Annotated in this window: 22 protein-coding genes and 1 pseudogene; 10 read left to right on the top strand and 13 right to left on the bottom strand. The window is 65.2% G+C overall.

Annotation, left to right across the window (positions count from 1 at the left end):
• Positions 1-30: 30 nt before the first annotated feature.
• From B2V21_RS15365 to B2V21_RS15355, 3 genes are all read right to left on the bottom strand, one after another.
• Positions 31-846: a sugar phosphate isomerase/epimerase family protein gene (locus tag B2V21_RS15365; protein ID WP_056844051.1), complete on the bottom strand. Its 816-nt coding sequence runs from the start codon at positions 844-846 to the stop codon at positions 31-33.
• Positions 847-900: 54 nt separating this feature from the next.
• Entirely contained in the window at positions 901-1,962 is a 1,062-nt protein-coding gene (locus B2V21_RS15360; RefSeq protein WP_286917314.1) for a Gfo/Idh/MocA family protein, read from the bottom strand.
• A 128-nt stretch (positions 1,963-2,090) separates the two neighbouring features.
• Complete coding sequence (locus B2V21_RS15355) at positions 2,091-2,867, bottom strand: IclR family transcriptional regulator (protein ID WP_286917313.1); 777 nt, start codon at positions 2,865-2,867, stop codon at positions 2,091-2,093.
• Positions 2,868-3,007: 140 nt separating this feature from the next.
• Here B2V21_RS15355 and B2V21_RS15350 point away from each other — a divergent pair, with 140 nt between their 5' ends.
• Complete coding sequence (locus tag B2V21_RS15350; protein WP_286917312.1) at positions 3,008-4,729, top strand: FAD-dependent oxidoreductase; 1,722 nt, start codon at positions 3,008-3,010, stop codon at positions 4,727-4,729.
• A 24-nt stretch (positions 4,730-4,753) separates the two neighbouring features.
• Positions 4,754-5,578 carry an aldo/keto reductase gene (locus B2V21_RS15345; protein WP_286917311.1) on the top strand — a complete coding sequence of 275 codons (825 nt, stop codon included), beginning with the start codon at positions 4,754-4,756 and terminating at the stop codon, positions 5,576-5,578.
• 121 nt (positions 5,579-5,699) lie between these two features.
• On the opposite strand, the gene pcaG is transcribed toward B2V21_RS15345, so the two are convergent.
• Together pcaG and pcaH are read right to left on the bottom strand one after the other, a co-directional pair.
• Entirely contained in the window at positions 5,700-6,305 is a 606-nt protein-coding gene (gene pcaG, locus B2V21_RS15340) for a protocatechuate 3,4-dioxygenase subunit alpha (RefSeq protein ID WP_049860902.1), read from the bottom strand.
• 12 nt (positions 6,306-6,317) lie between these two features.
• Positions 6,318-7,037 carry a protocatechuate 3,4-dioxygenase subunit beta gene (pcaH, locus tag B2V21_RS15335; RefSeq protein WP_286917310.1) on the bottom strand — a complete coding sequence of 240 codons (720 nt, stop codon included), beginning with the start codon at positions 7,035-7,037 and terminating at the stop codon, positions 6,318-6,320.
• 143 nt (positions 7,038-7,180) lie between these two features.
• Here pcaH and ypfJ point away from each other — a divergent pair, with 143 nt between their 5' ends.
• Positions 7,181-8,068, top strand: a complete 888-nt coding sequence (gene ypfJ / locus B2V21_RS15330; protein ID WP_286917309.1) for a KPN_02809 family neutral zinc metallopeptidase — start codon at positions 7,181-7,183, stop codon at positions 8,066-8,068.
• A gap of 60 nt (positions 8,069-8,128) precedes the next feature.
• On the opposite strand, the gene B2V21_RS15325 is transcribed toward ypfJ, so the two are convergent.
• The 4 genes from B2V21_RS15325 to B2V21_RS15310 form a co-directional block, all read right to left on the bottom strand.
• A complete protein-coding gene (locus B2V21_RS15325; protein WP_286917308.1) occupies positions 8,129-8,716 on the bottom strand; it encodes an HAD family hydrolase in 588 nt (195 codons plus the stop codon).
• Entirely contained in the window at positions 8,713-9,582 is an 870-nt protein-coding gene (gene tesB / locus B2V21_RS15320) for an acyl-CoA thioesterase II (protein WP_090360449.1), read from the bottom strand. The genes B2V21_RS15325 and tesB overlap by 4 nt, the downstream gene beginning before the upstream one ends.
• A 166-nt stretch (positions 9,583-9,748) precedes the next feature.
• Complete coding sequence (locus B2V21_RS15315; protein WP_286917307.1) at positions 9,749-10,309, bottom strand: GNAT family N-acetyltransferase; 561 nt, start codon at positions 10,307-10,309, stop codon at positions 9,749-9,751.
• A gap of 153 nt (positions 10,310-10,462) precedes the next feature.
• Complete coding sequence (locus tag B2V21_RS15310; protein WP_286917306.1) at positions 10,463-11,128, bottom strand: GntR family transcriptional regulator; 666 nt, start codon at positions 11,126-11,128, stop codon at positions 10,463-10,465.
• A 270-nt stretch (positions 11,129-11,398) separates the two neighbouring features.
• Here B2V21_RS15310 and B2V21_RS15305 point away from each other — a divergent pair, with 270 nt between their 5' ends.
• The 7 genes from B2V21_RS15305 (at position 11,399) to B2V21_RS15275 (ending at position 20,241) form a co-directional block, all read left to right on the top strand.
• The gene (locus B2V21_RS15305) at positions 11,399-12,631 is read left to right on the top strand and encodes an NRAMP family divalent metal transporter (protein WP_049860947.1); all 1,233 of its coding nucleotides are present in this window, start codon (positions 11,399-11,401) and stop codon (positions 12,629-12,631) included.
• A gap of 28 nt (positions 12,632-12,659) precedes the next feature.
• Positions 12,660-13,430 (top strand): LamB/YcsF family protein, encoded by a 771-nt coding sequence (locus B2V21_RS15300; protein WP_122742621.1) that lies wholly within the window; start codon positions 12,660-12,662, stop codon positions 13,428-13,430.
• A complete protein-coding gene (locus B2V21_RS15295; protein WP_286917305.1) occupies positions 13,427-14,233 on the top strand; it encodes a putative hydro-lyase in 807 nt (268 codons plus the stop codon). Before B2V21_RS15300 ends, B2V21_RS15295 begins: the two co-directional genes overlap by 4 nt.
• A gap of 9 nt (positions 14,234-14,242) precedes the next feature.
• Positions 14,243-15,862, top strand: a complete 1,620-nt coding sequence (locus B2V21_RS15290; RefSeq protein ID WP_286917304.1) for a 5-oxoprolinase/urea amidolyase family protein — start codon at positions 14,243-14,245, stop codon at positions 15,860-15,862.
• The gene (locus tag B2V21_RS15285; protein ID WP_286917303.1) at positions 15,859-17,604 is read left to right on the top strand and encodes an acetyl/propionyl/methylcrotonyl-CoA carboxylase subunit alpha; all 1,746 of its coding nucleotides are present in this window, start codon (positions 15,859-15,861) and stop codon (positions 17,602-17,604) included. The genes B2V21_RS15290 and B2V21_RS15285 overlap by 4 nt, the downstream gene beginning before the upstream one ends.
• Positions 17,605-17,773: 169 nt before the next feature.
• A complete protein-coding gene (locus B2V21_RS15280) occupies positions 17,774-18,676 on the top strand; it encodes a lysine exporter LysO family protein (RefSeq protein WP_286917302.1) in 903 nt (300 codons plus the stop codon).
• Between the two features lie 338 nt (positions 18,677-19,014).
• Positions 19,015-20,241 carry a TIGR03862 family flavoprotein gene (locus B2V21_RS15275; protein WP_286917301.1) on the top strand — a complete coding sequence of 409 codons (1,227 nt, stop codon included), beginning with the start codon at positions 19,015-19,017 and terminating at the stop codon, positions 20,239-20,241.
• A gap of 170 nt (positions 20,242-20,411) precedes the next feature.
• Here B2V21_RS15275 and B2V21_RS15270 read toward each other — a convergent pair whose 3' ends face one another.
• From B2V21_RS15270 to B2V21_RS15255, 4 genes and pseudogenes are all read right to left on the bottom strand, one after another.
• Positions 20,412-21,746, bottom strand: coding sequence for a DEAD/DEAH box helicase (locus B2V21_RS15270; RefSeq protein ID WP_056844037.1), 1,335 nt, complete (start codon positions 21,744-21,746; stop codon positions 20,412-20,414).
• Between the two features lie 51 nt (positions 21,747-21,797).
• Complete coding sequence (gene yedA / locus B2V21_RS15265; protein ID WP_049860890.1) at positions 21,798-22,685, bottom strand: drug/metabolite exporter YedA; 888 nt, start codon at positions 22,683-22,685, stop codon at positions 21,798-21,800.
• A gap of 86 nt (positions 22,686-22,771) precedes the next feature.
• Positions 22,772-23,383 (bottom strand): 3'-5' exonuclease, encoded by a 612-nt coding sequence (locus B2V21_RS15260; protein ID WP_049860889.1) that lies wholly within the window; start codon positions 23,381-23,383, stop codon positions 22,772-22,774.
• Positions 23,384-23,395: 12 nt separating this feature from the next.
• Positions 23,396-23,548, bottom strand: a pseudogene (locus tag B2V21_RS15255) (nuclease); the annotation flags it as partial.

Here is a 23,548-nt window from a genome sequence, read left to right as displayed (position 1 = left end):
TCTGCCCGCGAAGAGGCCAGTGGCATCACCCTAGATCTCAGCCAGTAAAGCCTGGGTTTTCTCGAGGGCCATCCGGGCCCTCTCATAAGCGCTCACCCCCTGCTCCAACAGCCGCGCCGTGGGTATCTCCAGGCTCAGCGGCACATCCTCGGGCAGCGCTCTCAACAAGCCAACCAAGTCGCAGTCGCCGTCTCCCGGAAAACGACGTTCCTGGCGGGCCTGGCGCAGTATCTCGGCCATGTCATCAGGGCATGGACCCGCCACGTCGCACAGTTGGGCATAACGCAAGCGTTGCGGTGGCAGGCTGCGCAGGTCTTCGAGTCGCGAGTTGGAGCGGTCGAAATGAAAGGCATCGACCAGGATGCAGGCATTGTCGCGACCGGCCTTGTCGAGCATCACCCTCGCGCTGGCCAGATCCGGGCAGTCGGTCCAAGGCATGAACTCCAGGTGCGGATGGATGCCATAGGGCCGCGCCAGGTCGCACAGCTGAGCCAGGTTGTCGCTGGCCCGCTGCACGTCTGGATCGTTACCCGCCACCAGCAATTCGCTGGCACCGAACTCGGCGCCCAACGCCAGATGAGCTTCGAAATCCGCCACGCGGGTCAGCGGTTTGAGCCGCAGGATTTCGATGTCCAGCACCTTGATCCCGGTATCGCGCAAACGAGCAGCCGTCTGACGTTGCAACGCCTTGTCGCGCAGCAACGGATAGTGATGCTCCTCGACCGTGGCCGGTTCGGTGCGCAGGCCAACGTGGCTGTAGCCGGCGCGGGCAGCGACCTCGACCATCTCGGGAGGCGAAAGCTCGAGCACGGTCAAGGCGGCCAGAGACAGGATGCGGTGGGTCATGGGCGGTTCCTTGGGGCTTGAAAGTGTCGGTCAAGGTGAGAGCGTTTCAGCCAACTAACCGGCCTGGCCCAACGCGCGGGGTGCACAGGCGCGCCCGGTGCGCATCGCGTCCCCGATGGCGTCGACCAACGCCAGGGTTCGCGCAGCATCCACCACACTCACCAGCGGTTCGACCTGCCCGCGCGCGACCTCGATGAAATGCTCAAGCTGCACGCGCAACGCTTCAGCAGGCGCGAAGGTCTCCTGCACCTGCTGCAAGGGCTCATGCCAGCCCGCGCCCGCTTCGGCGTAATGCCAACGCGTCAGTTGCGGCACGCTCAGCGCACCGGCCGTGCCTGCCAGCAGGTAGCACGGCTGATCGGCCTGGCGTGGATAGACCGGGTTCTCGCCCGAGCCGAGCTCCCAGCTCCAGGGCGCGGCGACCCCATCGGAACCGGTCAAGGTGCCCAGCGCACCGTTTTCGAACTGCAGCAACACCGCCACACTGTCTTCGTTGCCGAAGCCGCGAATGCCATTGCTGCCGAAGGCCTGCACCTGGTGGACTTCGCCGCACAGGTAGCGCAGCAGATCCAGGTCATGAATCAGATTGGTCAGCAGCATCCCTGCCCCCGGTTCGCGACGCCAGGCGATGTCGAAGTAACTGTCGGGCTTCTGCAACTGCCACAGCGCCGTCACCGTGGTCAGCCGACCGAGCACGCCACTTTGCACGACGTGTCGGGCGCGGCTGATCATCGGGTTGTGCCGCCGATGATGACCGACCAGGACCGGCACACCGCTGGCCGAGCTGGCGGCCACCAGCTCGGCCACTTCGTCCAGATCGACCCCCACCGGCTTTTCCAGCAACACGGGGACCCCGGCCGCCAGACAGTCCAGAGCCGTACGCACATGCTGGGCATTGGGGTTGGCGACGATGACGGCCTCGGGCGCCACGTGCGCCAGCATCTGCCGATAATCGGTGAAATGCGGCACCGCGCATTCAGCGGCGAAGGCGGTTGCCTGAGGGCCTGGGTCGGCGATGGCGCAGAGCTGGGCGCCGTCCATCTGTTGCAGATGCTGGTAATGCTGGCGGCCCATGTTGCCAGCACCGATCAGGGCGATTCGCAGAGGGGAGGTCACGATGCAGATCCTTGGTTTTTGTTTTCTCCAAATATTTAGAACCAAGTTCCGGAATATTTCAAGTCAACGAGAGCGCAATCGTGCAGGCGACTTCACGGATCGCGATGGCACCCCCTTTGTTTCGACACTCAGCTGAACAGCTCCGACGCCACGCTGACCTGAGACAACTCCTGCGCAGCAGTCAACAAGCCCGCGGCCAACTCATGCATGCGCGCCTCGGACAAGCGCGCGCTGGGGCCGGCGACGCTCAGTACACCCACCACATGAGCGTCGCGCGGATGGCGGATCACGGCAGCCAGGGCCGACGTGCCCAGCGCCGAACTTTCGACCACCCAGGCATAACCGGCCTCGCGAGCCACCCGCAGGCGTTCGAGCAGATCGGCGTTGGAACGCGGCGCGTTCGGTCCGAAATCGTCACGACTGGCAATGCCTTGCTGCTCTACCAGGGCCAATGCCTTGGCATCACTGAGGGAGGCCAGCCAGGCATGTCCGGAGGCGGTGTAGAACAGGGGCGCATCCCGACCCATTTCCGGGTCGTAGCGCAGGCCGGAACGGGCGCCCTGGGATTTGGCGATCCAGGTTTGCCGGTCGCCTTCGATCACGCCGAGGCGCACCAGCTCGCCGGTGTCCTGGGCCAGCCGGTCGAGAATCGGCTGAACGATGTCGGCGCCGCTGCCCGACAGGTACTGAAAGCCAAGCGCGACCAGCTTGGTCGACAAGTGATAGCGCAAGGTCTCGGCGTTCTGCCGCACATACCCCAGACGGCCCAGTTCGGACAGCATGCGATGGGCTGCACTCTTGGGCATGCCCAACTGTTCGGCAAGGGTTTGCAGGGCTTGGCCGCGAGGCTCGTTGGTAAGGCTCTCAAGCAGGCTGAGCGCCCGTTCGATCTGACTGCCGGCCATGATGGGGTCTCGTGAAGATGGAACGAATGAAAAAATTTCGCCGATTCTACACTTGGCGATCCGGTCGGCAATCCATAGAATATGGAACCAGGTTCTATAAAATTATAATTTAACCCACCTGCTTCTTGGAGATTCATCCCATGCCTGCGCCTGACTGCGTAACGACCCCGGTGGAGTGCGACGTGCTGGTGATCGGCTCGGGAGCCGCGGGCCTGGCCACTGCCGTCACCGCCGCCTACCACGGGCTGCGTGTGATCGTGGTGGAAAAGGACAGCACCTTCGGCGGCGCAACCGCCTGGTCGGGTGGGTGGATGTGGGTGCCGCGCAATCCGCTGGCACGGCGCGCCGGCATCGACGAGGATCCAGCCCTGCCGCGCACCTACCTGCAACATGAACTAGGGGCGCACTTCGATCCGGCGCGGGTCGACGCCTTTCTCGAAGCCGCCCCACAGATGGTCGCGTTCTTCGAAAAACATACCCGCCTGCAATTTGCCGACGGCAATGGCATCGCCGACATCCATGGCGACACGCCGGGCGCCGGCACCGGTGGCCGCTCGGTCATCGCGGCGCCCTACGACGCACGCGAACTGGGCACAAGGCTGCTCAACCGCCTGCGCACAACGATGCGTGAAACCTCCTTCCTGGGCATGCCGATCATGGCAGGGGCAGACCTGAGCGCCTTTCTTACGCTGACCCGCTCATGGCGTTCCCTGCTGCACGTCAGCCAGCGAGTGGGCCGACATCTGTTCGACCTGGCCTGGCACGCACGCGCCATGCAGTTGCGCAACGGTGTGGCACTGGTGGCGCGGCTGGCCAAGTCGGCCGACGACCTGGGCGTACTGCTGTGGGAGTCGGCGCCGGTTCGACGGCTGTCGATGCAAGGTTCGCGGGTCTGCGGTGCCGTGGTCGAGACGGCCAGGGGCGAGGTCGTGATCCACGCTCGCAAGGCCGTGATGCTGGCCACCGGCGGTTTCGCCAACGATATCGAGCGACGGCGGACGCTGTTTGCGCGAACACCCACCGGCCACGAACACCTGGCCCTGCCACCGCAGGGCGTCAATGGCGACGGCCTGCGCCTGGGCGAAGCCGCCGGCGGCGAAGTGGCCACGGACCTGGCCTCGGCCGCGGCCTGGTGCCCGGTCTCGCGTGTGCCCTACCCCGATGGCAGTGTCGGCCATTTCCCGCACATCATCGAACGCGCCAAGCCCGGCATCATCGGCGTGCTGGCCAACGGCAAGCGCTTCGTCAACGAGGCGGACGGCTACTACGATTACGTCCAGGCGATGGTCGAGCACGCGCCCGGCAGCGAAGTCGCCTCCTGGCTGATCTGCAGTCATCGCTTCCAGCGCCGCTACGGACTGGGCATCTCGCGGCCCTTTCCCCTGCCGATCAAACCGCATCTGGACAGCGGCTACCTGAAAGTCGGCGACACGCTGGAAGCGCTGGCCAGCGCCTGCGGCATCGACCCGCAAGGGCTGCGCCGCACGGTGGACAACTTCAACCGGCACGCGCGGCTGGGGCAGGACCCGGCATTCGGCCGCGGCGGCAGCGCCTACAACCGCAAACAGGGTGATGCCCTGCACCAACCCAATCCGTGCGTGGCGCCGATCGAACAGGGGCCCTTCTATGCGGTCAAGGTTGAAGCAGGCAGCTTCGGCACCTTCGCCGGGCTCAAGACCAATGAGCACGCACAGGTGCTCGATCGCCAGGGCCTGCCGATTGCCGGGCTGTACGCCGCCGGCAGCGACATGGCCAGCATCATGGGCGGCCATTACCCGGCCGGAGGCATCAACCTGGGCCCTGCCGCCACCTTCGGCTACATTGCCGCGCGACACATGGCCGGAGCGACACACGACGAATAACCGCCAGTAGAGAAGGAGATCGACATGCAACTCATCACCAACGCCCAACAGCTGAAGATGCCGAAACTGGGCCTGGGCACCTGGCCGATGCTCGACGAGGAATGCACCTCGGCCGTGATCCAGGCAATGGAACTGGGCTACCGGCACATCGATACCGCTGCCGGCTACAACAACGAAGCCGCCGTGGGCCGCGGCCTGACCGAATCCGGCGTGCCGCGCGGCGACATTCATGTCACCAGCAAGGTCTGGTGGGACAAGCTGGCGCCCGACGCCATGCGCGAATCGTTCCAGAACAGTCTGAACGCGCTGCAAAGCGATTACATCGACCTGTTCCTGATCCACTGGCCCGGCCAGGAGGGCTGGGATGTGAAAGCAGCCATCGACACCCTGGTGTCGTTCAAGCAGGACGGCCGTGCGTTGAACATCGGCGTGGCCAACTTTCCCCTGCCGTTGCTGCGCCATGTGGTCGAGGAGTTGAACGCGCCGTTGGCGACCATCCAGGTGGAATACCACGTCACCCTGGGGCAGAGCGCCCTGCTCGACTACGCCCGCCAGCACGACATGGCGCTGACCGCCTACAGCCCTCTGGTGCGCAACAAGGTGTCGCAGATTCCCGAGCTACAGGCGATTGCCAAAAAGCATGGCGTGCTGCCGACCCAGGTGGCGTTGAAGTGGTTGCTGGATCAGGACAATGTCGCCGCAATCCCGAAGGCGGCCAGCAAGGCCAACCAGCAGAGCAACCTGGATGCATTGAAGGTGCAGTTGGACGATGAAGATCGCCGGATCATTGCGGCGTTGCCCAAGGATCAGCGGTTGGTGAGCCCGGATTTTGCGCCTGAGTGGGATTGAGGTAGGGCGCTGGACCGCAGTGACCCCTTCGCGGGCAGAGCCCGCTCCCACATGACCCGCTCCCACATGAGATTTGTGGGAGCGGGCTCTGCCCGCGAAGGGGAGCACCGCAGTATCTGGATCAGAAATCGAAAAACACCGTCTCACCTTCCCCCTGAATGCGCATATCGAAGCGATACGCCAGCTTGCCATCCACCTCGCAGCGAGTCGCCACCAGCGTCTCGCGCCGCGCCGGCTGTTCGATCAGGTTCAGCACCGGGTCCTTGGCGTTGGCTTCGGCCTCGTCGCTGAAATACAGCCGCGTGTGCAGGTGGATGTTCACCCCACGGGCGAACAGGCTGATGTTGATGTGGGGCGCCATCGGCACGCCGGCGGCGTTGTTCACCACGCCCGGCTTGATCGTCTGCACGGTCCATTCACCGGCGTCGAAGGTGGTAGCGGTACGGCCGAAGCTGTTGAAGGGTTTGTCCTGGTCGAAATCGATGTGGTAGTGGCCCTGATCGTCGGCCTGCCACAGTTCCAGAAACGAGTCGCGCACCAGGTGACCATTGCCGTCGTAGACGTTGCCCAGCAGCAGGATGTGCTCGCCCGGCGCTTCGGGCTTGGCCATCTGGTTCCAGATTTCATGCTCGCGCGGCTCGATGCCGGCTGCCGCCAGGGCCAGGCCGATGTGGACGTAAGGTCCGGCCGTTTGTGAAGGGGTTTCTTTCAGCAGTTCGATAGGCATGTCGGTTCCCCCTCAGCGGTTTTCGAAGTGAGTCTTGCGCTGGCCGCGCAGTACGATGTCGAAACGGTAGGCCAGGCAATCCATCGGATTGGCGTTGGCCATGTCCAGCCTGGCGATCAGGCTCTGCACCGCCTCGGGGTCGTTGATCGACTTGACGATGGGGCACATCGGAATCAGCGGGTCGCCTTCGAAATACAGCTGGGTGATCAACTTGGTGGCGATCGACGGGCCACTGATGGAGAAGTGCACGTGGGCCGGACGCCAGTCGTTCGGCCCGTTGCGCCATGGGTACGGACCCGGCTTGATGGTACGGAAACTGTAGTAGCCGTCGCTGTCGGTCAGCGTACGGCCGACGCCACCAAAGTTGGGGTCCAGGGGCGCCAGGTAGCGGTCGTTCTTGTGCCGATAACGGCCACCGGCATTGGCCTGCCACATTTCCACCAAGGTATTGGGAATGGGCTTGCCGAACTGGTCGCAGACGCGCCCGGCCAGGATGATCCGCTCGCCGATCGGCAAGCCGCCATGGTTGTAGTTGAGCAGCAGGTCGTTGTCGAACTCGCCGAACTTGAGATGGGCGAAATTGGGGCCGGTGCTTTCACTGGCCGACTGCGGAATGCTCACCAGCGCCTGGCGGGGCGAGCGCATGGTCGAGGTCTTGTAGTCCGGCGTCAGGGCTTTGGGGTGCCAGTTGCGATCACGGATGATGAAGCGACTGCTGTCTTGGGAAGACATGCCGTTCTCCTGTTATTCGATTTATAGAGGACCTGTTTCCAGGCTTCGGACTAGTCTCAAGGAAATGGTCGACAACGAATATTGAAAAACACGGTCACAGGCATACCCGAATGGTTATGCATGAATCGAATGAGGATTTTGCCATGTTATGGAAGAAAGGCCGACGCAGCGATAACGTCGTGGATGCCCGCGGTGACGGTGGCGGCAGTGGCGGCGGCGGGATGCGCATAGGCGGCAAGGGCCTGAGCCTGACCGCAGTGGTGCTGATCGTCGGCTTCGGCCTGCTGACCGGCCAGGACCCCATGCAGATCCTCGGCGAACTGACCGGCCAAAGCCAGCAGGCGGCGCCGGTGGACACCAGCCAACGCAAGGCGCCACCGGCCAACGACGAGCAGGCCGAATTCGTCAGCACGGTACTGGGCGACACCGAGGACACCTGGAAGCAGATCTTCCAGCAGGGCGGGCAGACTTACAAAGAACCGAAACTGGTGCTGTTCAACGGTCAGGTGCAGTCGGCCTGCGGCCACGCCACGGCGGCCAGCGGACCGTTCTACTGCCCGGCCGACCAGCAGGTGTACCTGGACATGGCGTTCTTCCGTGAAATGTCGCAACGTTTCGGCGCTGCAGGTGATTTCGCTCAGGCCTATGTGATCGCGCACGAAGTGGGTCATCACGTGCAGACCTTGCTGGGCGTATCGGACCAGGTTCAGCAGGCGCGCCAGAGTGGCCAGCGCATGGAGGGCGCCAACGGCTTGCTGGTGCGTCAGGAACTGCAGGCCGACTGCTTCGCCGGGGTCTGGGCGTTCAACGGGCAGAAGCGTCTGAACTGGCTGGAGCCGGGTGACATCGAAGAAGCCCTGAACGCGGCCAACGCCATCGGTGACGACCGCCTGCAACAGCAGGGCCAGGGCCGTGTGGTGCCTGACTCGTTCACCCACGGCACCTCGGCGCAGCGCGTGCGCTGGTTCAAGGCCGGGTTTGCTCAGGGTCAGATCGACCAGTGCGATACGTTCGGCGCCAAGAGTCTCTGATTTTCAAGGGCCTCTGAACGTATTGATGCTCGCCACCCGCTTACGCGGGCGGCGGGCGATTCAGATCAGGTTGCGCAGGTGCGTGCAGTCCGGCGCATGCCAGTCCGCCAGTTCCGGCCAGAGGTTCTCTGGCTGGTTCACCAGCACCGTGGCGGTACCGGCCGCGCGGCCTGCCTGCAGATCCATTTGATGATCACCCACCATGACCATGTCCGGATGGCGCACGCGCCAGGCGCCGGCCAGGTGCAGCAGACCGGCCGGGTCTGGCTTGTGCGCGGCTTCGTCGCGGCCCAGCACGTCGTTCGGCTGGAAACAGTCGGCGATGCCGATTGCTTGCAGGCTGATATGCGCCAGCTCCCGCGCATTGCGGGTGAGAATCCCAAGGCGATGACCACGACCGGCCAGCTCACGGACCAGCTCCACCGCTCCCGGCGCCGCCGTCGAGGCCACAGCCAGGGCGCGCTCGTGTTCGAGCAACCAGGCGTGCTTGGCTTTCGACTCGTGGGCCGGCAAAGCAGCCAAGTGGCTGAGGATGTCGGCCTCGGGCGGAATCTGCAGATGACGGCGAATGGCAGCGAAGTCGTGCACGGCCACGGTCAGGGTGCCGTCCAGATCGAACACCCAGTGACGGACGTGGGCCAGGCTCATGACCAGTCCTGCCGATGACGGATCAGACCTTCCTGGGCCGAGGACGCCACCAATTGGCCGGCGCGGTTGTACACGCTGCCGCGGGCAAAGCCCCGTGCGTTGCCCGCCCAGGGGCTGTCTAGGGCATACAGCAGCCAGTCGTCGGCGACCAGGTTGCCATGGAACCACAGCGAATGGTCGAGGCTGGCGATCTGCATGTCGCGGTGCCAGACCGATTTGCCGTGGGGCAGCAGCGAGGTGGTCAGCAGGTTGAAGTCGGAGGCATAGGCCATGACGTACTTGTGCAACGCCGGGGTCTGCGCCAGGGCACCGTCGGCGCGAAACCAGATGTACTTGATCGGGTCGGTCGGTGACGGATTGTACGGGTCACGCTCGGCCACCGGACGCATCTCGATGGGTTTGGCGCACAGCAGCTTGTCGCGCATGTGCGCAGGGATCAGGTGGGCGACCTGCTGCATCAGCTCAAGCTCGGTAGGCAGGTTTTCCGGGCCGACCACGTCGGGCATCGCGCTCTGATGGGCGAAGCCCTCTTCGTCGTACTGGAACGAGGTGGTACCGGTGAAAATGGGCTGGCCTTTCTGCACCGCCGTGACGCGCCGGGTGCTGAAGCTGCCCCCGTCACGCACCCTGTCGACCATGTACACCACAGGTAATTGCGCATCGCCGGGGCGCAGGAAGTAGCCATGCAGGGAGTGCACGTGGCGATCGGGCTCGACCGTCTGGCTGGCAGCCGACAGTGATTGGCCGAGTACCTGGCCGCCGAACAGCTGCCGAAAGCCCAGGTCCTGGCTGCGGCCGCGAAACAGGTTTTCTTCGATGGGTTCCAGGCTCAACAGCTCGACCAGATCGTCCAACACATGGCTCATTCAAAACTCCTCGGCACAGGCATTACCCAAATAGGCAGAACCAAATGGGCGCAATGATAGCGGACAGCCACGCCGCGAACACCTGTAGGAGCGGCCAACGGCCGCGAAAAGGCAACGTGGTATATCTGGCACACCGCAGCGCGCCCCTCGCGGCCACTGGCCGCTCCTACCGGTTGTGCTGCCACTGGTCCTTGGTGATGCGGTACAGCATGTGCCGCTGCAACTCGTGCCCTGGCAGGTTCGGATGGTCGAAATCACCCTCCACATCGCGCTGCATGCCGATGGACTGCATCACCTTTTCCGACGACGCGTTCGCCAACGCGGTGAACGCCACGACCTCTTCCAGCCCCAGCCTGTCGAAGGCGCAAGCCAGGCAGGTCCAGGCCGCTTCGCTGGCGAAACCCAGGCCCCAGTGCTCATAGGCCAGGCGCCAGCCGATTTCGGTGGCCGGGGCGAAGGGCGCGTCGAAACCCACCTGCCCCAGGCCGGTGAAGCCGATGAACTGCCCGCTGTCCTTGCGCTCCAGCGCCCACAGGCCATAGCCCAACTCGGCGAAATGACCGCGTGCGCGACCGATCACTTCGGCGCTCTGCAAACGCCCCAGGGTTTCGGGAAAGTAACGCATGACCCGCGGATCGGCGCACAGGTCGGCGAACGCGGGCAAATCGCTGTCACGCCACTGACGCAGGATCAGTCGCGCACTTTCAAGTTGGAGGATCTCTTTCATTGCTGATTCCTTGCCGATACCGCCCGCCCCGGTTCGATTCCGAGCTCGCAGGCACCTTCCCGCACATTTCGAACGCGAGGTCACAAGGGAGTTTTCACGGCAAGACCAACGGCGTATCCAGACTTGCGAGCGGACGTGCTACCCCGCTGCAAGCTATCGTCGGGTGCTGCGCTCGTAGGCCGCGAGCACGGTGCGTTCCGAGCGTACCAGGTACGCTTCGAGCAACTGCGTGGCCTCCTCGGCACGCCCCTCTTCCAAGCAGTGCAGGATGGAGCCGTTCATGTCCAGGTAGGGCATGTGCAGAAACCGCGGGTCATCGAGCAGGCCGAAGGCCAATCGCAACTCCGCCGAGATCTGCGCGTAGAACGCCTCCAGTCGAGGGCTGTCGGCCAACTCCACCACCGCCCTGTGGAACATCATGTTGGCCGTGCCCACGGCTTTCCAGTCCTTCGCCTCGCTGGCCTGCTGGCCCATGGCGACCGCTTCGCGCATGCGCACGGTGCCGGGGTGCAGCGGATAGCCCTGGGCAAGGGCCTGGCACTCGATGAAACGGCGGACCCGGTAGATGTCGATGATCGAGGCCATGTCCGGCACAGCAACGGTCACCCCACGGTTCGGCTCGTGCTTGAGCAAACCTTCACGGGTCAGGCCCCTGAAGGCCTCGCGCAAGGTGTTGCGCGAGATCTGCAGGGTTTCCGCCAGCGCGGCCTCGGACAGGCGCTGGCCGGGAACCAACTCGCCTTCCACCAGCATTCTGCGAATCTCCTGGGTGATGGATTCACCCAGCGAACGAGGGGGGCACAGCGAGGTGTCGTTCATGTTCGGTCCAGGGTCGAAAAGAGTCTCGGCGATGTTCCATCACAGGCCGGTCTCAGGCAAGACCCGTGCGGCCTCGGTGCATCATTAAGTAACAGCGACATCCGGAAGCGTTACAAAGTGGTGCACTTTGTGGGTCATGCATGCATTCATTGTTGAACAATCCACATCATGCAGATCAACACTCTTGGCCTTTTATCATGGCGTTGGCATGCTGATTGCTCTACCACCTGCATCCCCCATCGCAGGAACGATGCCGTGACACACACAGCCGTGACACAGACCGCCAAGGACTTCACCAAGGCGCGTCGCTCTTCCCTGATTGCCGCGATCTTCATGATGGCCACTTCGGCCATCGGCCCAGGTTTCATTACCCAGACCGCGACCTTCACGGCCAAGATGGGCGCGGCGTTCGCGTTCGGCATCCTGGCTTCGATTCTCATCGACTTCGTGGTCCAGCTGAACGTCTGGCGCATCGTTGCCCTGACCCGGATGCGCGCCGCCGATATCGCCAACAAGGCCATCCCCGGCAGCGGCTACCTGCTGGCCGTGCTGGTGATCTTTGGCGGCCTGGTGTTCAACGTCGGCAACATCGCCGGGGCCGGGCTGGGCCTGAATGCGTTGATGGGGCTGGACCCCAAATGGGGCGGCGCCCTGAGTTCCCTGGTCGCCATCGGCATCTTCATGTCGCGCCGCGCCGGGGTGGCCGTGGACCGTCTGATGGTGGTCCTGGGTCTGGTGATGATCGGCATGACGGTGTTCGTCGCCATTGTTTCCAACCCACCGCTGGGTCAGGCGCTGTACCAGACCATCCTGCCCGAGACGGTTGACTTCGCCATCATCACCACCATCGTCGGTGGCACGGTCGGCGGCTACATCACCTACGCCGGGGCGCACCGCTTGCTGGACCGCGGCACCACCGGCATCGAAAACCTGGACGCCGTGAACAAAGCGGCCCTGAGCGGCATTCTGGTCACCGGCATCATGCGCTACGTGCTGTTTCTGGCCATTCTCGGCGTAGTGGCCAGCGGCGTAATCATCGACACCTCAGGCCAGGGCGCCAACCCGGCCGCCCAAGCCTTCCAGGCCGCAGCCGGCCAGTTCGGCCTGCGCATCTTCGGCCTGATCCTGTGGACCGCCGGCATCACCAGCGTGATCGGCGCCGCCTACACCTCCATTTCCTTCATCACGGTGTTCGCACCGAACATCAGCGAGCAGGCGCGCAACCGCGCCACCACGGTGTTCATCGCCGTGTCGCTGCTGATCTTCGTGCTGATGGGCACCGCACCCGCGGCGCTGCTGCTGTTCGCCGGCGGCTTCAACGGGCTTATCCTGCCCATTGGCCTGAGCATCTTCACCTACGTCGGCTGGCGCCGGTCCGACCTCATGGACGGCTACCATTACCCTCGCTGGCTGCTGGTGCTGGGCGTATTGACCTGCCTGCTCACCTGGTACATGGCGATCAAGTCGGTCGGGCCGATCTTCGCCTTCCTCTCTGTCGTATGAGCCGGACAACGCACAAGGAACCTCTCCAATGCCAAGCATAGATATCAACAGCGACCTGGGTGAAAGCTTCGGCGCCTGGAGCATGGGCGACGACGACGCCATGCTCGACATCGTGACCAGCGCCAACGTCGCCTGCGGCTTCCATGCGGGCGATCCGGCCGGCATCCTGCGCACCCTCAAGGCGGCTGCGGCCAGGCAGGTCAGCATCGGCGCCCATGTGTCCTACCCGGACAAGGTCGGTTTCGGTCGCCGCAACATGGATGTGGCCAGCGACGAGCTGACCGCCGACGTCATCTACCAGATCGGCGCGCTGCAGGGCTTGGCCCAGGCCGCGGGCACCCGCGTCAGCTACGTCAAGCCCCATGGCGCCCTGTACAACACCATCGCCCACGATCGCCGCCAGGGGCTGGCCGTGATCGCTGCCATCCGTGCGGTCGATCCTGGCCTGGTACTGGTGGCCCTGGCCGGTTCGAGCCTGATCGAACTGGCCCGTGAAGAAGGCCTGACGTGCGTCGCCGAAGCCTTCGCCGATCGCGCCTACACGCCTGAAGGCACCTTGGTGTCGCGTCGCGAGCCCGGTGCCGTGCTGCACGATCCACAATTGATCGGCCAACGCATGCTGCGCCTGGTCGAGGAAGGCACCCTGGAGGCCATCGACGGCAGCATCACCCGCATCCAGGCCGATTCCATCTGCGTGCACGGCGACAGCCCGGCCGCCGTGGCCATGGCCCGCGAACTGCGGCGCGTGCTGGAGCAGGCGAACATGCAACTGCAGCCGTTTGCCGGAGGCCGACCATGAGCGCACTCGAACGCGCAGCGAAGAGCGCCATCGAGGCCGCTCGGGCAGCCCGCGCCGACTACCGCGGCGGGCGGGTGGCGCCTTCCGCCGGCGTCGCCCCGGGCATGACCCAGGCCAACCTGATCGCCCTGCCCCGCGACTGGGCCTATGATTTTCTGCTGTACGCCCAGCGTAATCCGAAAGCCTGTCCGATCCTCGACGTCACCGATGCTGGCAGCCCACACACCGTACTGGCCGAGGGCGCAGACCTGCGCACCGACCTGCCGCTGTACCGTGTCTGGCGCAACGGCCAATTGGTCGAAGAGATCAGCGACGCCCGCCACGCCTGGGCCGAGCACGACGACATGGTGACCTTTCTCATCGGTTGCAGCTTCACCTTCGAAACCGCGCTGCAGGAAGCGGGCATCGAAGTCCGGCACATCGCCGATGGCAGCAACGTGCCGATGTACCTGAGCAACCGTGCCTGCCGCCCCGCCGGGCGGCTGCGCGGTGACATGGTGGTGTCCATGCGCCCGATCCGCGCCGACCGTGTGGCGGAAGCCTGCACCATCACCGCCCGCTATCCCTCGGTGCATGGCGCGCCGGTGCACGTGGGCGACCCGGCGCTGCTGGGCGTCGCCGACCTGGCCCGTCCCGACTTCGGCGACGCCGTGCGCATCGAACCGGGCGAAGTACCGGTGTTCTGGGCCTGTGGGGTCACGCCCCAGGCAGCGGTCATGGCCTCGGGTGTGCCGTTCGCCATCACCCATTCGCCGGGCCATATGTTCATCACCGACGTGCCTGACAGCACGTACCACGTCTAGGAGATTGCCGTGCGTTTTCTACCGGTCAACCTGGACACCCTGATGGTCGAGCTCGACGACCTCGAGCAGACCCTGGCCCTGTTCGATGCCTTGAGCGCCGAACCGATCGCCGGCGTGGAAGAAATCATTCCGGCCGCGCGGACGCTGCTGATCCAGTTCCGCCCCAGCGCCATCACTCGGCAGACACTGGTCGATCAACTCGCCCGGCGCGATGCCAGCCAGCGCCGTGCCGTCGAGCAGCGGCGTGTGGAGATCCCGGTGCACTACAACGGCGAAGACCTGGATGAGGTTGCCGCGCTGTTGCAGATCAGCCGCGAGGAAGTGATCCGACGCCACACCGCCGAGGACTACAGCGTCGCCTTCTGTGGCTTCGCCCCGGGATTCGGCTACCTGACCGGCGGCGCCGGATTCCAGGTGCCGCGCCGGAAGACGCCGCGCACGCGCATCCCTGCGGGCGCCGTGGCGCTGGCGGGTGAATTCAGTGGCATTTACCCCAAGGCCAGCCCCGGTGGCTGGCAGATCATCGGCGTCACGCCCTTGCAGATGTGGGACCTGGAGCGCGCCGAACCGGCGCTGTTGCGGCCCGGTTACAAGGTCCGCTTCGTCGACGCCGGGCCTCTGACCGCAGGCGGCCTGCCCGCACCGGCTGCGCCCGCCGCGGCCCTGCGGCCGAGCGGCGCGTACCTGCAGATTCTCAGCCCCGGCCTGCACAGCGTGCTGCAGGACACCGGCCGCATCGGGCAAACCGGCCAGGGCGTGTCCCGCTCCGGCGCGCTGGACCTGGGCGCCCTGCGCGCCGCCAACCGCGCCGTCGGCAACCGCTCGGACATGGCCTGCGTGGAAACCGTGCTCGGCGGCCTGCGCTTCACCTGCCATGGCCACGCGGTGATCGCCGTCACCGGCGCACAGACCCCGGTCACCCTTACCAGCGCCAGTGGCCTGCAATGGCCTGTGGACAACTATCGGCCCATCGAACTGGCACCGGGCGACACCGTCACTCTGGGTGCGCCCAGCGCCGGGCTGCGCAGTTACCTGGCGATCCGCGGGGGCTTCGACGTGACGCCGGTGCTCGGCAGCCTGTCGACCGACACCCTGGCCCAGGTCGGTCCGCCCGCCCTGGCCGCCGGCGACCATTTGGGGTTCACGCCGCCAACGGGCGGCACCAGCGTATCGCTCAGTGAAGCCCCGGCGTTTGCCCTGCCGAAAACCGCCGACACCGTCACCCTGGATGTGCTGATGGGCCCGCGCAGCGACTGGTTCACCGCCGACGCCATCGAGCGCCTGAGCAGCCAGCCGTGGCAGGTCACCGCACAGTCCAACCGCGTCGGCATTCGCCTGGCCGGTGAGACGCCGCTGGAACGCAGCAATCACCAGGAGCTGCCCAGCGAAGGCACCGCCGTGGGCGCCATTCAGGTACCCGCCAGCGGCCAGCCGGTGCTGTTCCTCGCCGACCACCCGCTGACCGGCGGCTACCCGGTGATCGCCGTGGTCGCCAACTACCACCTCGATCTGGCAGGACAGATACCGGTCAACGCCTGGATTCGCTTCAACCCGGTGGCCGCCTTCGAAGCGCTACACCCCACCGCGCCTGCCCCTTCTTCACCTGCCGATGTGGAACGCCTTCCATGAAAAAGCTCCTGATTGCCAACCGCGGCGAGATCGCCGTGCGTATCGCCCGTGCCTGCCGCGACCACGGTGTGCAGTGCGTGGCGGTGTACGCCGATGCCGACATCGACGCCCTGCATGTACGCCACGCCGACGAAGCCTATGGGCTCGACGGCCAGCGCCCTGCCGAAACCTACCTGAACATCGAGAAGTTGCTGGCGGTCGCCAAGCGCAGTGGCGCCGATGCCGTTCACCCCGGCTATGGTTTCCTCTCCGAGCGGGCCGATTTCGCCCGCGCCGTCATCGAGGCCGGGCTGATCTGGATCGGCCCCAATCCCGAGACCATCGACGTGCTGGGCGACAAGGTCGAAGCCCGCAAGATCGCCCAGGCCGTGGGTGCGCCTCTGGTGGCTGGCACGCCGGGGCCGGTGGAAAGCGCCGACGAGGTGCTGGCCTTCGCCGAGCAGCACGGTCTGCCCATAGCTATCAAAGCCGCGTTCGGCGGTGGCGGACGCGGCATGAAAGTCGCCTGGCGTCTGGACGAAGTGACGGAGCTGTTCGCCTCGGCGGTACGCGAGGCCGAAGCCGCCTTCGGCCGCGGCGAATGCTACGTCGAACAGTTTCTCGACCGCCCGCGCCACATCGAAGCGCAGATCCTGGCCGACCGGCACGGCCAGGTCGTGGTCGTGGGCACGCGCGACTGCTCCTTGCAGCGCCGTAACCAGAAGCTGGTGGAAGAAGCGCCCGCGCCGTTCATCACGCAACAGCAGCGCGAGCGTATCCACCAGGCGGCCCGCGACATCTGCGCCAAGGCCGGGTACGTCGGCGCCGGTACGGTCGAGTTCCTGCTCAGCCAGGATGGCACCCTGTCGTTCCTGGAGGTCAACACGCGCCTGCAGGTCGAACACCCGGTCACCGAGGAAACCACAGGCGTGGACCTGGTGATCGAGCAACTGCGGATCGCCGACGGCTTGCCCTTGTCGTTCACCGAAACGCCAGTGCCGCGCGGCCACAGCTTCGAATTCCGCATCAACGCCGAAGACCCGGGCAAGGGCTTTCTGCCCACACCCGGCCAGATCGGTGAGTTCCTTCCGCCATTCGGCCCCGGCGTACGCCTGGACAGTGGCGTGGTCAGCGGGTCGAGCGTGCCCAGCCACTTCGACTCGATGATGGCCAAGCTCATCGTCACCGGCGCCACCCGTGAGCAGGCCATTGCCCGCGCCCGACGCGCCCTGGCCGAATTCAGTATCGAAGGCATCGCCTCGGTGCTGCCGTTCCACCGCGCCGTGATGGATCACGCGGATTTCACCGGTCCCGAGCGCTTCGCCGTGCACACGCGCTGGATCGAAACCGACTTCGCCGAATCCATCACCCTGGCGCCGCGGGTCGAACCCAAGGCCGAGGTGGACATTCTGCGTACCTTCGTCGAGATCGATGGCAAGCGCCACGCGCTCGGTCTGCCCGCTGCATTGCTGCGCGGCATGAGCCTGGACGCGGCACCCGCTGCCCAGGCACAGGCTTCGGCTTCGGCTTCGGCAGAGGTGGACGCCCAGGCGCTGCTCACTCCAGTGGCGGGCAACCTGCACACCTGGGTGGTGGAAGACGGCGCCGACGTTTCCAGCGGGCAGGTAGTGGCCGTGGTGGAAGCGATGAAGATGGAGACCTCGGTGCTGGCGCCGTGTGCAGGCCGCGTGCAGATCGGCCAGCAAGCCGGTGACTACTTCGAAGCTGGCGCCGTGATCGGTCGTATCCAGACCGACAACTGAGCGGTGGCTGCAGGCCCAATAGCAGCCGGCGGCACCGGGCCCTGGCCCAGGTGCCGCGACATGGAAAAAGCCCAGCCAGACGGGTCGCGCATCTGGAATAATGCCCGCCTTCGGCACACACGGCACTCCATGGATCTCCTGCACAAGGCTTGCGACAATGCTTTCGATAGTGGCTTCACTCCTGCCCATCCTGCTGGCGTTGGCCGGCGGCTGGGTGTTGGCAATCTTCATCAGCCCCGAGCTGCGTCATCGGCTGGTGAAGCTGATCACCCCGTTCATCTGGCTGCTGCTGTTCTCGATCGGCTACGAATTCGGTAACGTCCTGGGCGCCCTGAACTCGGCGCGTGAATCGGCGCTCACCGCGCTGGTCTTCGCTCTGCTGACGACTGCGGTGCCATGGTTGTTGCTCTCTCGAGGCGCCAGTGCCGTGGTGCCACGCCCGACGTCGGACCGCCAGGGGTTGGCCGGCATTGTCCCGCCACTCAAGGAATGCCTGATCGCCCTGCTGGCCCTGGCTTTGGGAGTTGGCATGTATCACCTGTGGGGCGCGGCCGACGGCTCGGGGTTTGGCTGGCCTTCGACCAGCTACTTCCTCTATGTACTGATCGTGCTGGTCGGGCTGGACCTCTACGGAGTCAGGCCCGACCCGTCGTGGTACTCGCTGCGCACCTTGAAGATTCCCGCCATGGTGGTGATCGGCTCGCTGCTCGGCGGCCTGCTGGCGGCCTGGGCCACCGGCCAGCCGTTGGCCATCTCCCTCGCGCTGTCCAGTGGCTTCGGCTGGTTCACCCTGTCCGGAGTGATGGTGGGCCACCATGCCGGTGAAGCGTTCGGTGCCATGGCCCTGTTGACCGACCTGTTTCGCGAGATCCTGGCCATCGGTCTGCTGTACAGCCTGGGTGCCCGGCGACCCTTGCAATGCATCGCCGCGGGCGGCGCCACGTCGCTGGATTCGACCCTGCCGATCGTCAAGCAGAAGTGCCCGCCCGAATTGCTGCCCGTGGCGCTGGTCAGCGGTTTTCTGCTGACCGTGATCGGGCCCTTGCTGATGGTGTTTTTCCTCACCGTATGAGTTATGCACATCGCGACAGCCAGTGGATAAGTTACACACATTGGCTGTGCAACCGCCTGTGGATAATCTGCGCATAAGCGGCTGACGGCCCGCGTAGCCGGGGGCTTGCGCGATGCGATCATTTTTTGATCAGCTTTTCAGGCCTGTTTTGCACAGACTGCGCGAGTTACTCACATCCGCTGTGCAACCGCATGTGGATAACCTGCGCAAAACAAGCCACAGGCCGCATACGGCAAGGCTTTCAGAGCGCCGATCAAATTTTGATCAGCAGTGCGTCTGAATACAGGAGCGGAACGGGGCGTGTAGAATTCGCCTTCTTTCTCTGTCGATCCGTTTCCATGCACTCTTCTCCCCCTCGCGTTGCCGTGATCGGCGGCGGCCCGGCGGGCCTGATGGCCGCCGAAGTGCTGAGCCTGGCTGGCGTGGCCGTCGACGTCTACGACGGCATGCCCTCGGTGGGCCGCAAATTCCTGCTCGCTGGCGTCGGTGGCATGAACATCACCCATTCCGAGCCCCAGCCCGCCTTCGTGGCTCGCTACGCCGAACGCGCGCAGGCGGTGGGAGAATGGCTGGCTCCGTTCGATGGCCCACGGCTGCGCGAATGGATTCATGGCCTGGGCATCCAGACCTTCGTCGGCACCTCCGGACGCGTATTTCCGACCGACATGAAGGCCGCACCGCTGCTGCGTGCCTGGCTCAAGCGCCTGCGCGAGGCCGGTGTGGTTATCCACACCCGGCACCGCTGGCTGGGGTGGAACGACGACGGCAGCTTGCGTATCGAGCATCCGCACGGCGAATCGGCGGTGCGCCCGGCGGCCACGGTGCTGGCGTTGGGCGGCGCCAGTTGGGCGCGGCTGGGTTCCGACGGCGCCTGGGTGCCTTGGCTGCAAGGGCGCGGTGTACCCATCAAGCCGCTGCAACCCTCCAACTGCGGCTTCGAGGTGCCGGGCTGGAGCGCGCTGTTGCGGGAAAAATTCGCTGGGGCACCGCTGAAGAACGTCGCCTTGGGGCTGGCGGGCGAACCGTTGCGCACTGGCGAGTTCGTGCTGACTGAAACCGGTGTGGAAGGCAGCTTGGTGTATGCACTGTCCGCCGGGATTCGCGAGGCGATCAACCGCACGGGAAAAGCGACCCTGCACCTCGACCTGCTGCCGGATCGACCTGTGGATAAAGTCCGTACGGCGTTGCACAAACCGCGGGGATCCAAGTCCATGGCCCGGCACCTGCAGGGGCAACTGGGTCTGGAGGGGGTGAAGGCGGGTCTGCTGCGTGAACTGACGGATGCACAGACCTTCGCCGATTTAGAAGCCTTGACCCTGGCGATCAAGGCGCTGCCCTTGACGCTGGTACGCGCCAGGCCGCTGGATGAGGCGATCAGTACAGCAGGAGGGGTGGACCTGCAGGGGCTGGATCGGCGGCTGATGCTTATCGATGTGCCGGGCACGTTCTGTGCCGGAGAAATGCTGGATTGGGAGGCGCCAACCGGGGGCTATCTGCTGACGGCCTGTTTCGCCAGCGGGCGGCGGGCGGCGGATGGCGTTCTGGAGTGGTTGGCTCGGGGGTGATGTTTGCCTCTCGGGCCCCTTCGCGGGCAGAGGGCTCGCCGCCCGCCCCGCTCCCACAGGGTGCAGTTGAACATGTGGGAGCGGGCTCTGCCCGCGAAGAGGCCCTCAGTCACACCACACAATGTGAAAGCCCTCTGCCCGCGAAGAGGCCCTCAAGCCCCCCACACAGCTCAAGGCTTGCGCTTGCGCGGTCCCGTATTGAACACCGGCACCTTGCGCACCGGCTTGACCACAGGGGTCGCATCCACCGGCGAATCGCCGCTATCGACCCACTTGCCCAGGTTCTTCTTGCTACCACTGACCTTGGGCTTCTTCGGTTTTTTCGGCTTCTTCACCACCTGGCCGCTGGCATCGGTGTCCGGCACCCGGTGATCGGGCACGAAGTCCGGTTCGTCGACGCGCTTCAACGTCTGCCGGGTCAGCATTTCGATGGCCGACAGCAACTGCACCTCGTCGGCGCAGACCAGGGAGATCGCCTCCCCCGTCGCCCCCGCCCGGCCGGTACGGCCGATGCGGTGAATGTAGTCCTCGGCCACGATCGGCAGGTCGAAGTTGACCACCAGCGGCAGATCGTCGATGTCCAGGCCGCGCGCGGCGACATCGGTGGCCACCAGGATCTGCACCTCTGAGGCCTTGAAGCGATCCAGCGCGCGCTGACGCGTGGCCTGGGGCTTGTCGCCGTGGATGCCGTCGGCGTTGATGCCCAGTCCCTGCAGCTTCTCGACCAGCGCGTCCACGCCGTTGCGGGTCTTGGCGAACACCAGCACCTGCTTCCAGCGCTGCTTCTTCAGAAGATGGCAGAACAGCTCCGCCTTGCGCTTCTTGTCCACCGGCACGATCCACTGCTGCACCGAGCTGGCGGCCACGTTGCGCGGGCTGACTTCGATGCTCAGCGGGTCGTTGAGCATCTGCCCAGCCAGCAGGCGGATGGAATCGGAAAAGGTCGCCGAGAACAGCAAGGTCTGGCGCTTCTTCGGCAGGGCTGCATAGATATCCCGCAGCTCCTCGGAAAAGCCCAGGTCGAGCATGCGGTCGGCTTCGTCCAGCACCAGGGTCTGCAACTGGGAGAACTTGATCGCGTTCTGTCGATACAGATCGAGCAGGCGCCCCGGCGTTGCGACCAACAGGTCGACGCCCTTGCGCAGCTTCATCATCTGCGGGTTGATGCTGACCCCGCCGTACACCGCATAGGTGCTCAGCGGCAGGTGCTCGCCGTACTCGACGATATTGGCGTGAACCTGTTCGGCCAGCTCGCGCGTGGGGCACAACACCAGGGCTCGGACCGAGTTGCTCGCCACCTTGGGTCCTTCCATGGCCAGCAACTGCAGCAACGGCAAGGCAAAACCGGCGGTCTTGCCGGTGCCGGTCTGGGCCGCGGCCATCAGGTCGCGACCGGCCAGCACCGCAGGAATGGCTTGGGCCTGCACCGGGGTCGGCGTCTGGTAGCCAAGCGTTTCAAGGGCGCGTTGCAGGGGTTCGATCAGGCCAAGGGTGGCGAATGTCATGGGTCTACCGTCAGAAGATGTTTCGCAATGGCCGGCAGTTTACCTTGTTGGCTAGGCTTTCGCCTTGCGCCATTGCGGCACGCCGATCAACACCACCGCGCCGATGATTACCGCCATGGCCACGCATTCCTCGACGCCGATGTGCTCACCGGCGAACAGGATGCCCAGCAACACGGCCACCGCCGGGTTGACGTAGGCATAGCTGGTGGCCGCCGCCGGGCGCACGTGCTTGAGCAGGTACATGTAGGCACTGAAGGCCAGGATCGAGCCGAAGCACACCAGGTAGGCCAGCGCGCCCCAGCCGGCGGCGGTGGGCCATTGCTGCATGCGCTCACCCGAGATCAGGCTGCCCAGCAGCAGCACCGCGCCGCCGATGAGCATTTCCGTCGCCGCGGCCATCGCGCCCTGGGGCAATGGCAGACTCCGGCTCCAGACCGAGCCGAAGGCCCAGGCGGCCGCGGCGAAGATCAGCAGCGCCGCGCCCAGTGGGCTGGCCTGCAGATTGGAACCCAGGTTGAGCAGGCCGATCCCGACCAGCCCGAGGACGATCCCCGCCCACTCCAGGCGGGTGTTGCGCTGCCCCCGGAACAGGCCGAAGAACAGGGTGAACAGCGGCACGGTGGCCACGGCCAGCGCCGCCACCCCGGACGACACGCCCGCATGTTCGGCGACCGTCACGCCGCCGTTGCCGCAACTGAGTAACAGGATCCCCACGCACCCGGCCGCGCGCCACTGTGGCCAGGTCGGGTTGGGCGCGCCACGCAGGCGCAGGAAGGCATAGAGAATCGTCCCGGCGATGAGAAAGCGCACCCCGGCCATCAGCAACGGCGGCCACGACTCGACGCCGATACGAATGAACAGGTAGGTCGAACCCCAGACGAAATACAGGGCCAGAAAGGCGCCGATGAGCAACAGGGGAAAGCGGGCTTGAGCAGGCATTTCAAAGGTCGTCCATGGTGTGTTTTTGTTCTTTCCTGGTGAGAACCGGGCGGCGAGCCCTCTGCCCGCGAAGAGGCCCTTCAGCCCTACCCCAAGCGATGCTTCTGCAACACCTCGCGCATCTTCGCCATCGGCACTTTCTGCAGCGTGCAGAACAGCCCGTGGGACACCTCGGCCAGCCCGTGCCGCTCGCGCAACTCGCGCGCCAGATGCTGGGTCAGGTTGGCCGCCATCTCGGCATCGGCCATGGCCCGGTGAGCCTGGCCGGTGTGTGGCAGCCTCGCCCATTGGGTCAAGGTGCCCAGCTTGTGATTCGGCGCGCCGGGGAACAGGCGCCGGGCCATCAGCATCGAGCAGGCAAAGCTCTGCACCCGCTCGCGACGCAGCAGGCTGAGCTCGTGATCCCAGAACTTCTGGTCGAAGGAGGCGTTGTGCGCCAACAACGGCGTGCTGCCGACGAACTCGGCGACTTCGGCCATTACCTCGGCCGCAGGCGGCGCCTTGCGCACCATGGCCGTGGTGATGCCAGTCAGGCTGGCAACGAAGCCGGGGACGGGCAGGCCGGCGTTCATCAGGCTCTGATAGCGTCCGACGATTTCGCCGCGTTCGAGCATGACCACGGCGATTTCCGTGGCGCGGCAACCCATGTTCGGCGAGATGCCGGTGGTTTCGAAGTCGATGACAGCAATGCGTTCCAAAGCGGTGAAACCTCAATTCTTCAGCAGCAACGCACCCTCGATGGGCACGTAGCGGGTGGCGGCGCGGATCAGTGAGTTGGCGGTCAGACCTGGCACCCCATAGGCCACGGCCTCGACGCCATGCTTGCCGATGATACGGTCGAGCAGCAGGTCGAAATCACCGTC

The sequence above is a fragment of the Pseudomonas sp. UBA6276 genome (assembly GCF_002438365.1).
GTDB lineage: Bacteria > Pseudomonadota > Gammaproteobacteria > Pseudomonadales > Pseudomonadaceae > Aquipseudomonas > Aquipseudomonas coleopterorum.
The sequence above is the reverse complement of the archived record's forward strand: the minus strand, read 5'-3'. Positions and strand labels throughout refer to the sequence as shown.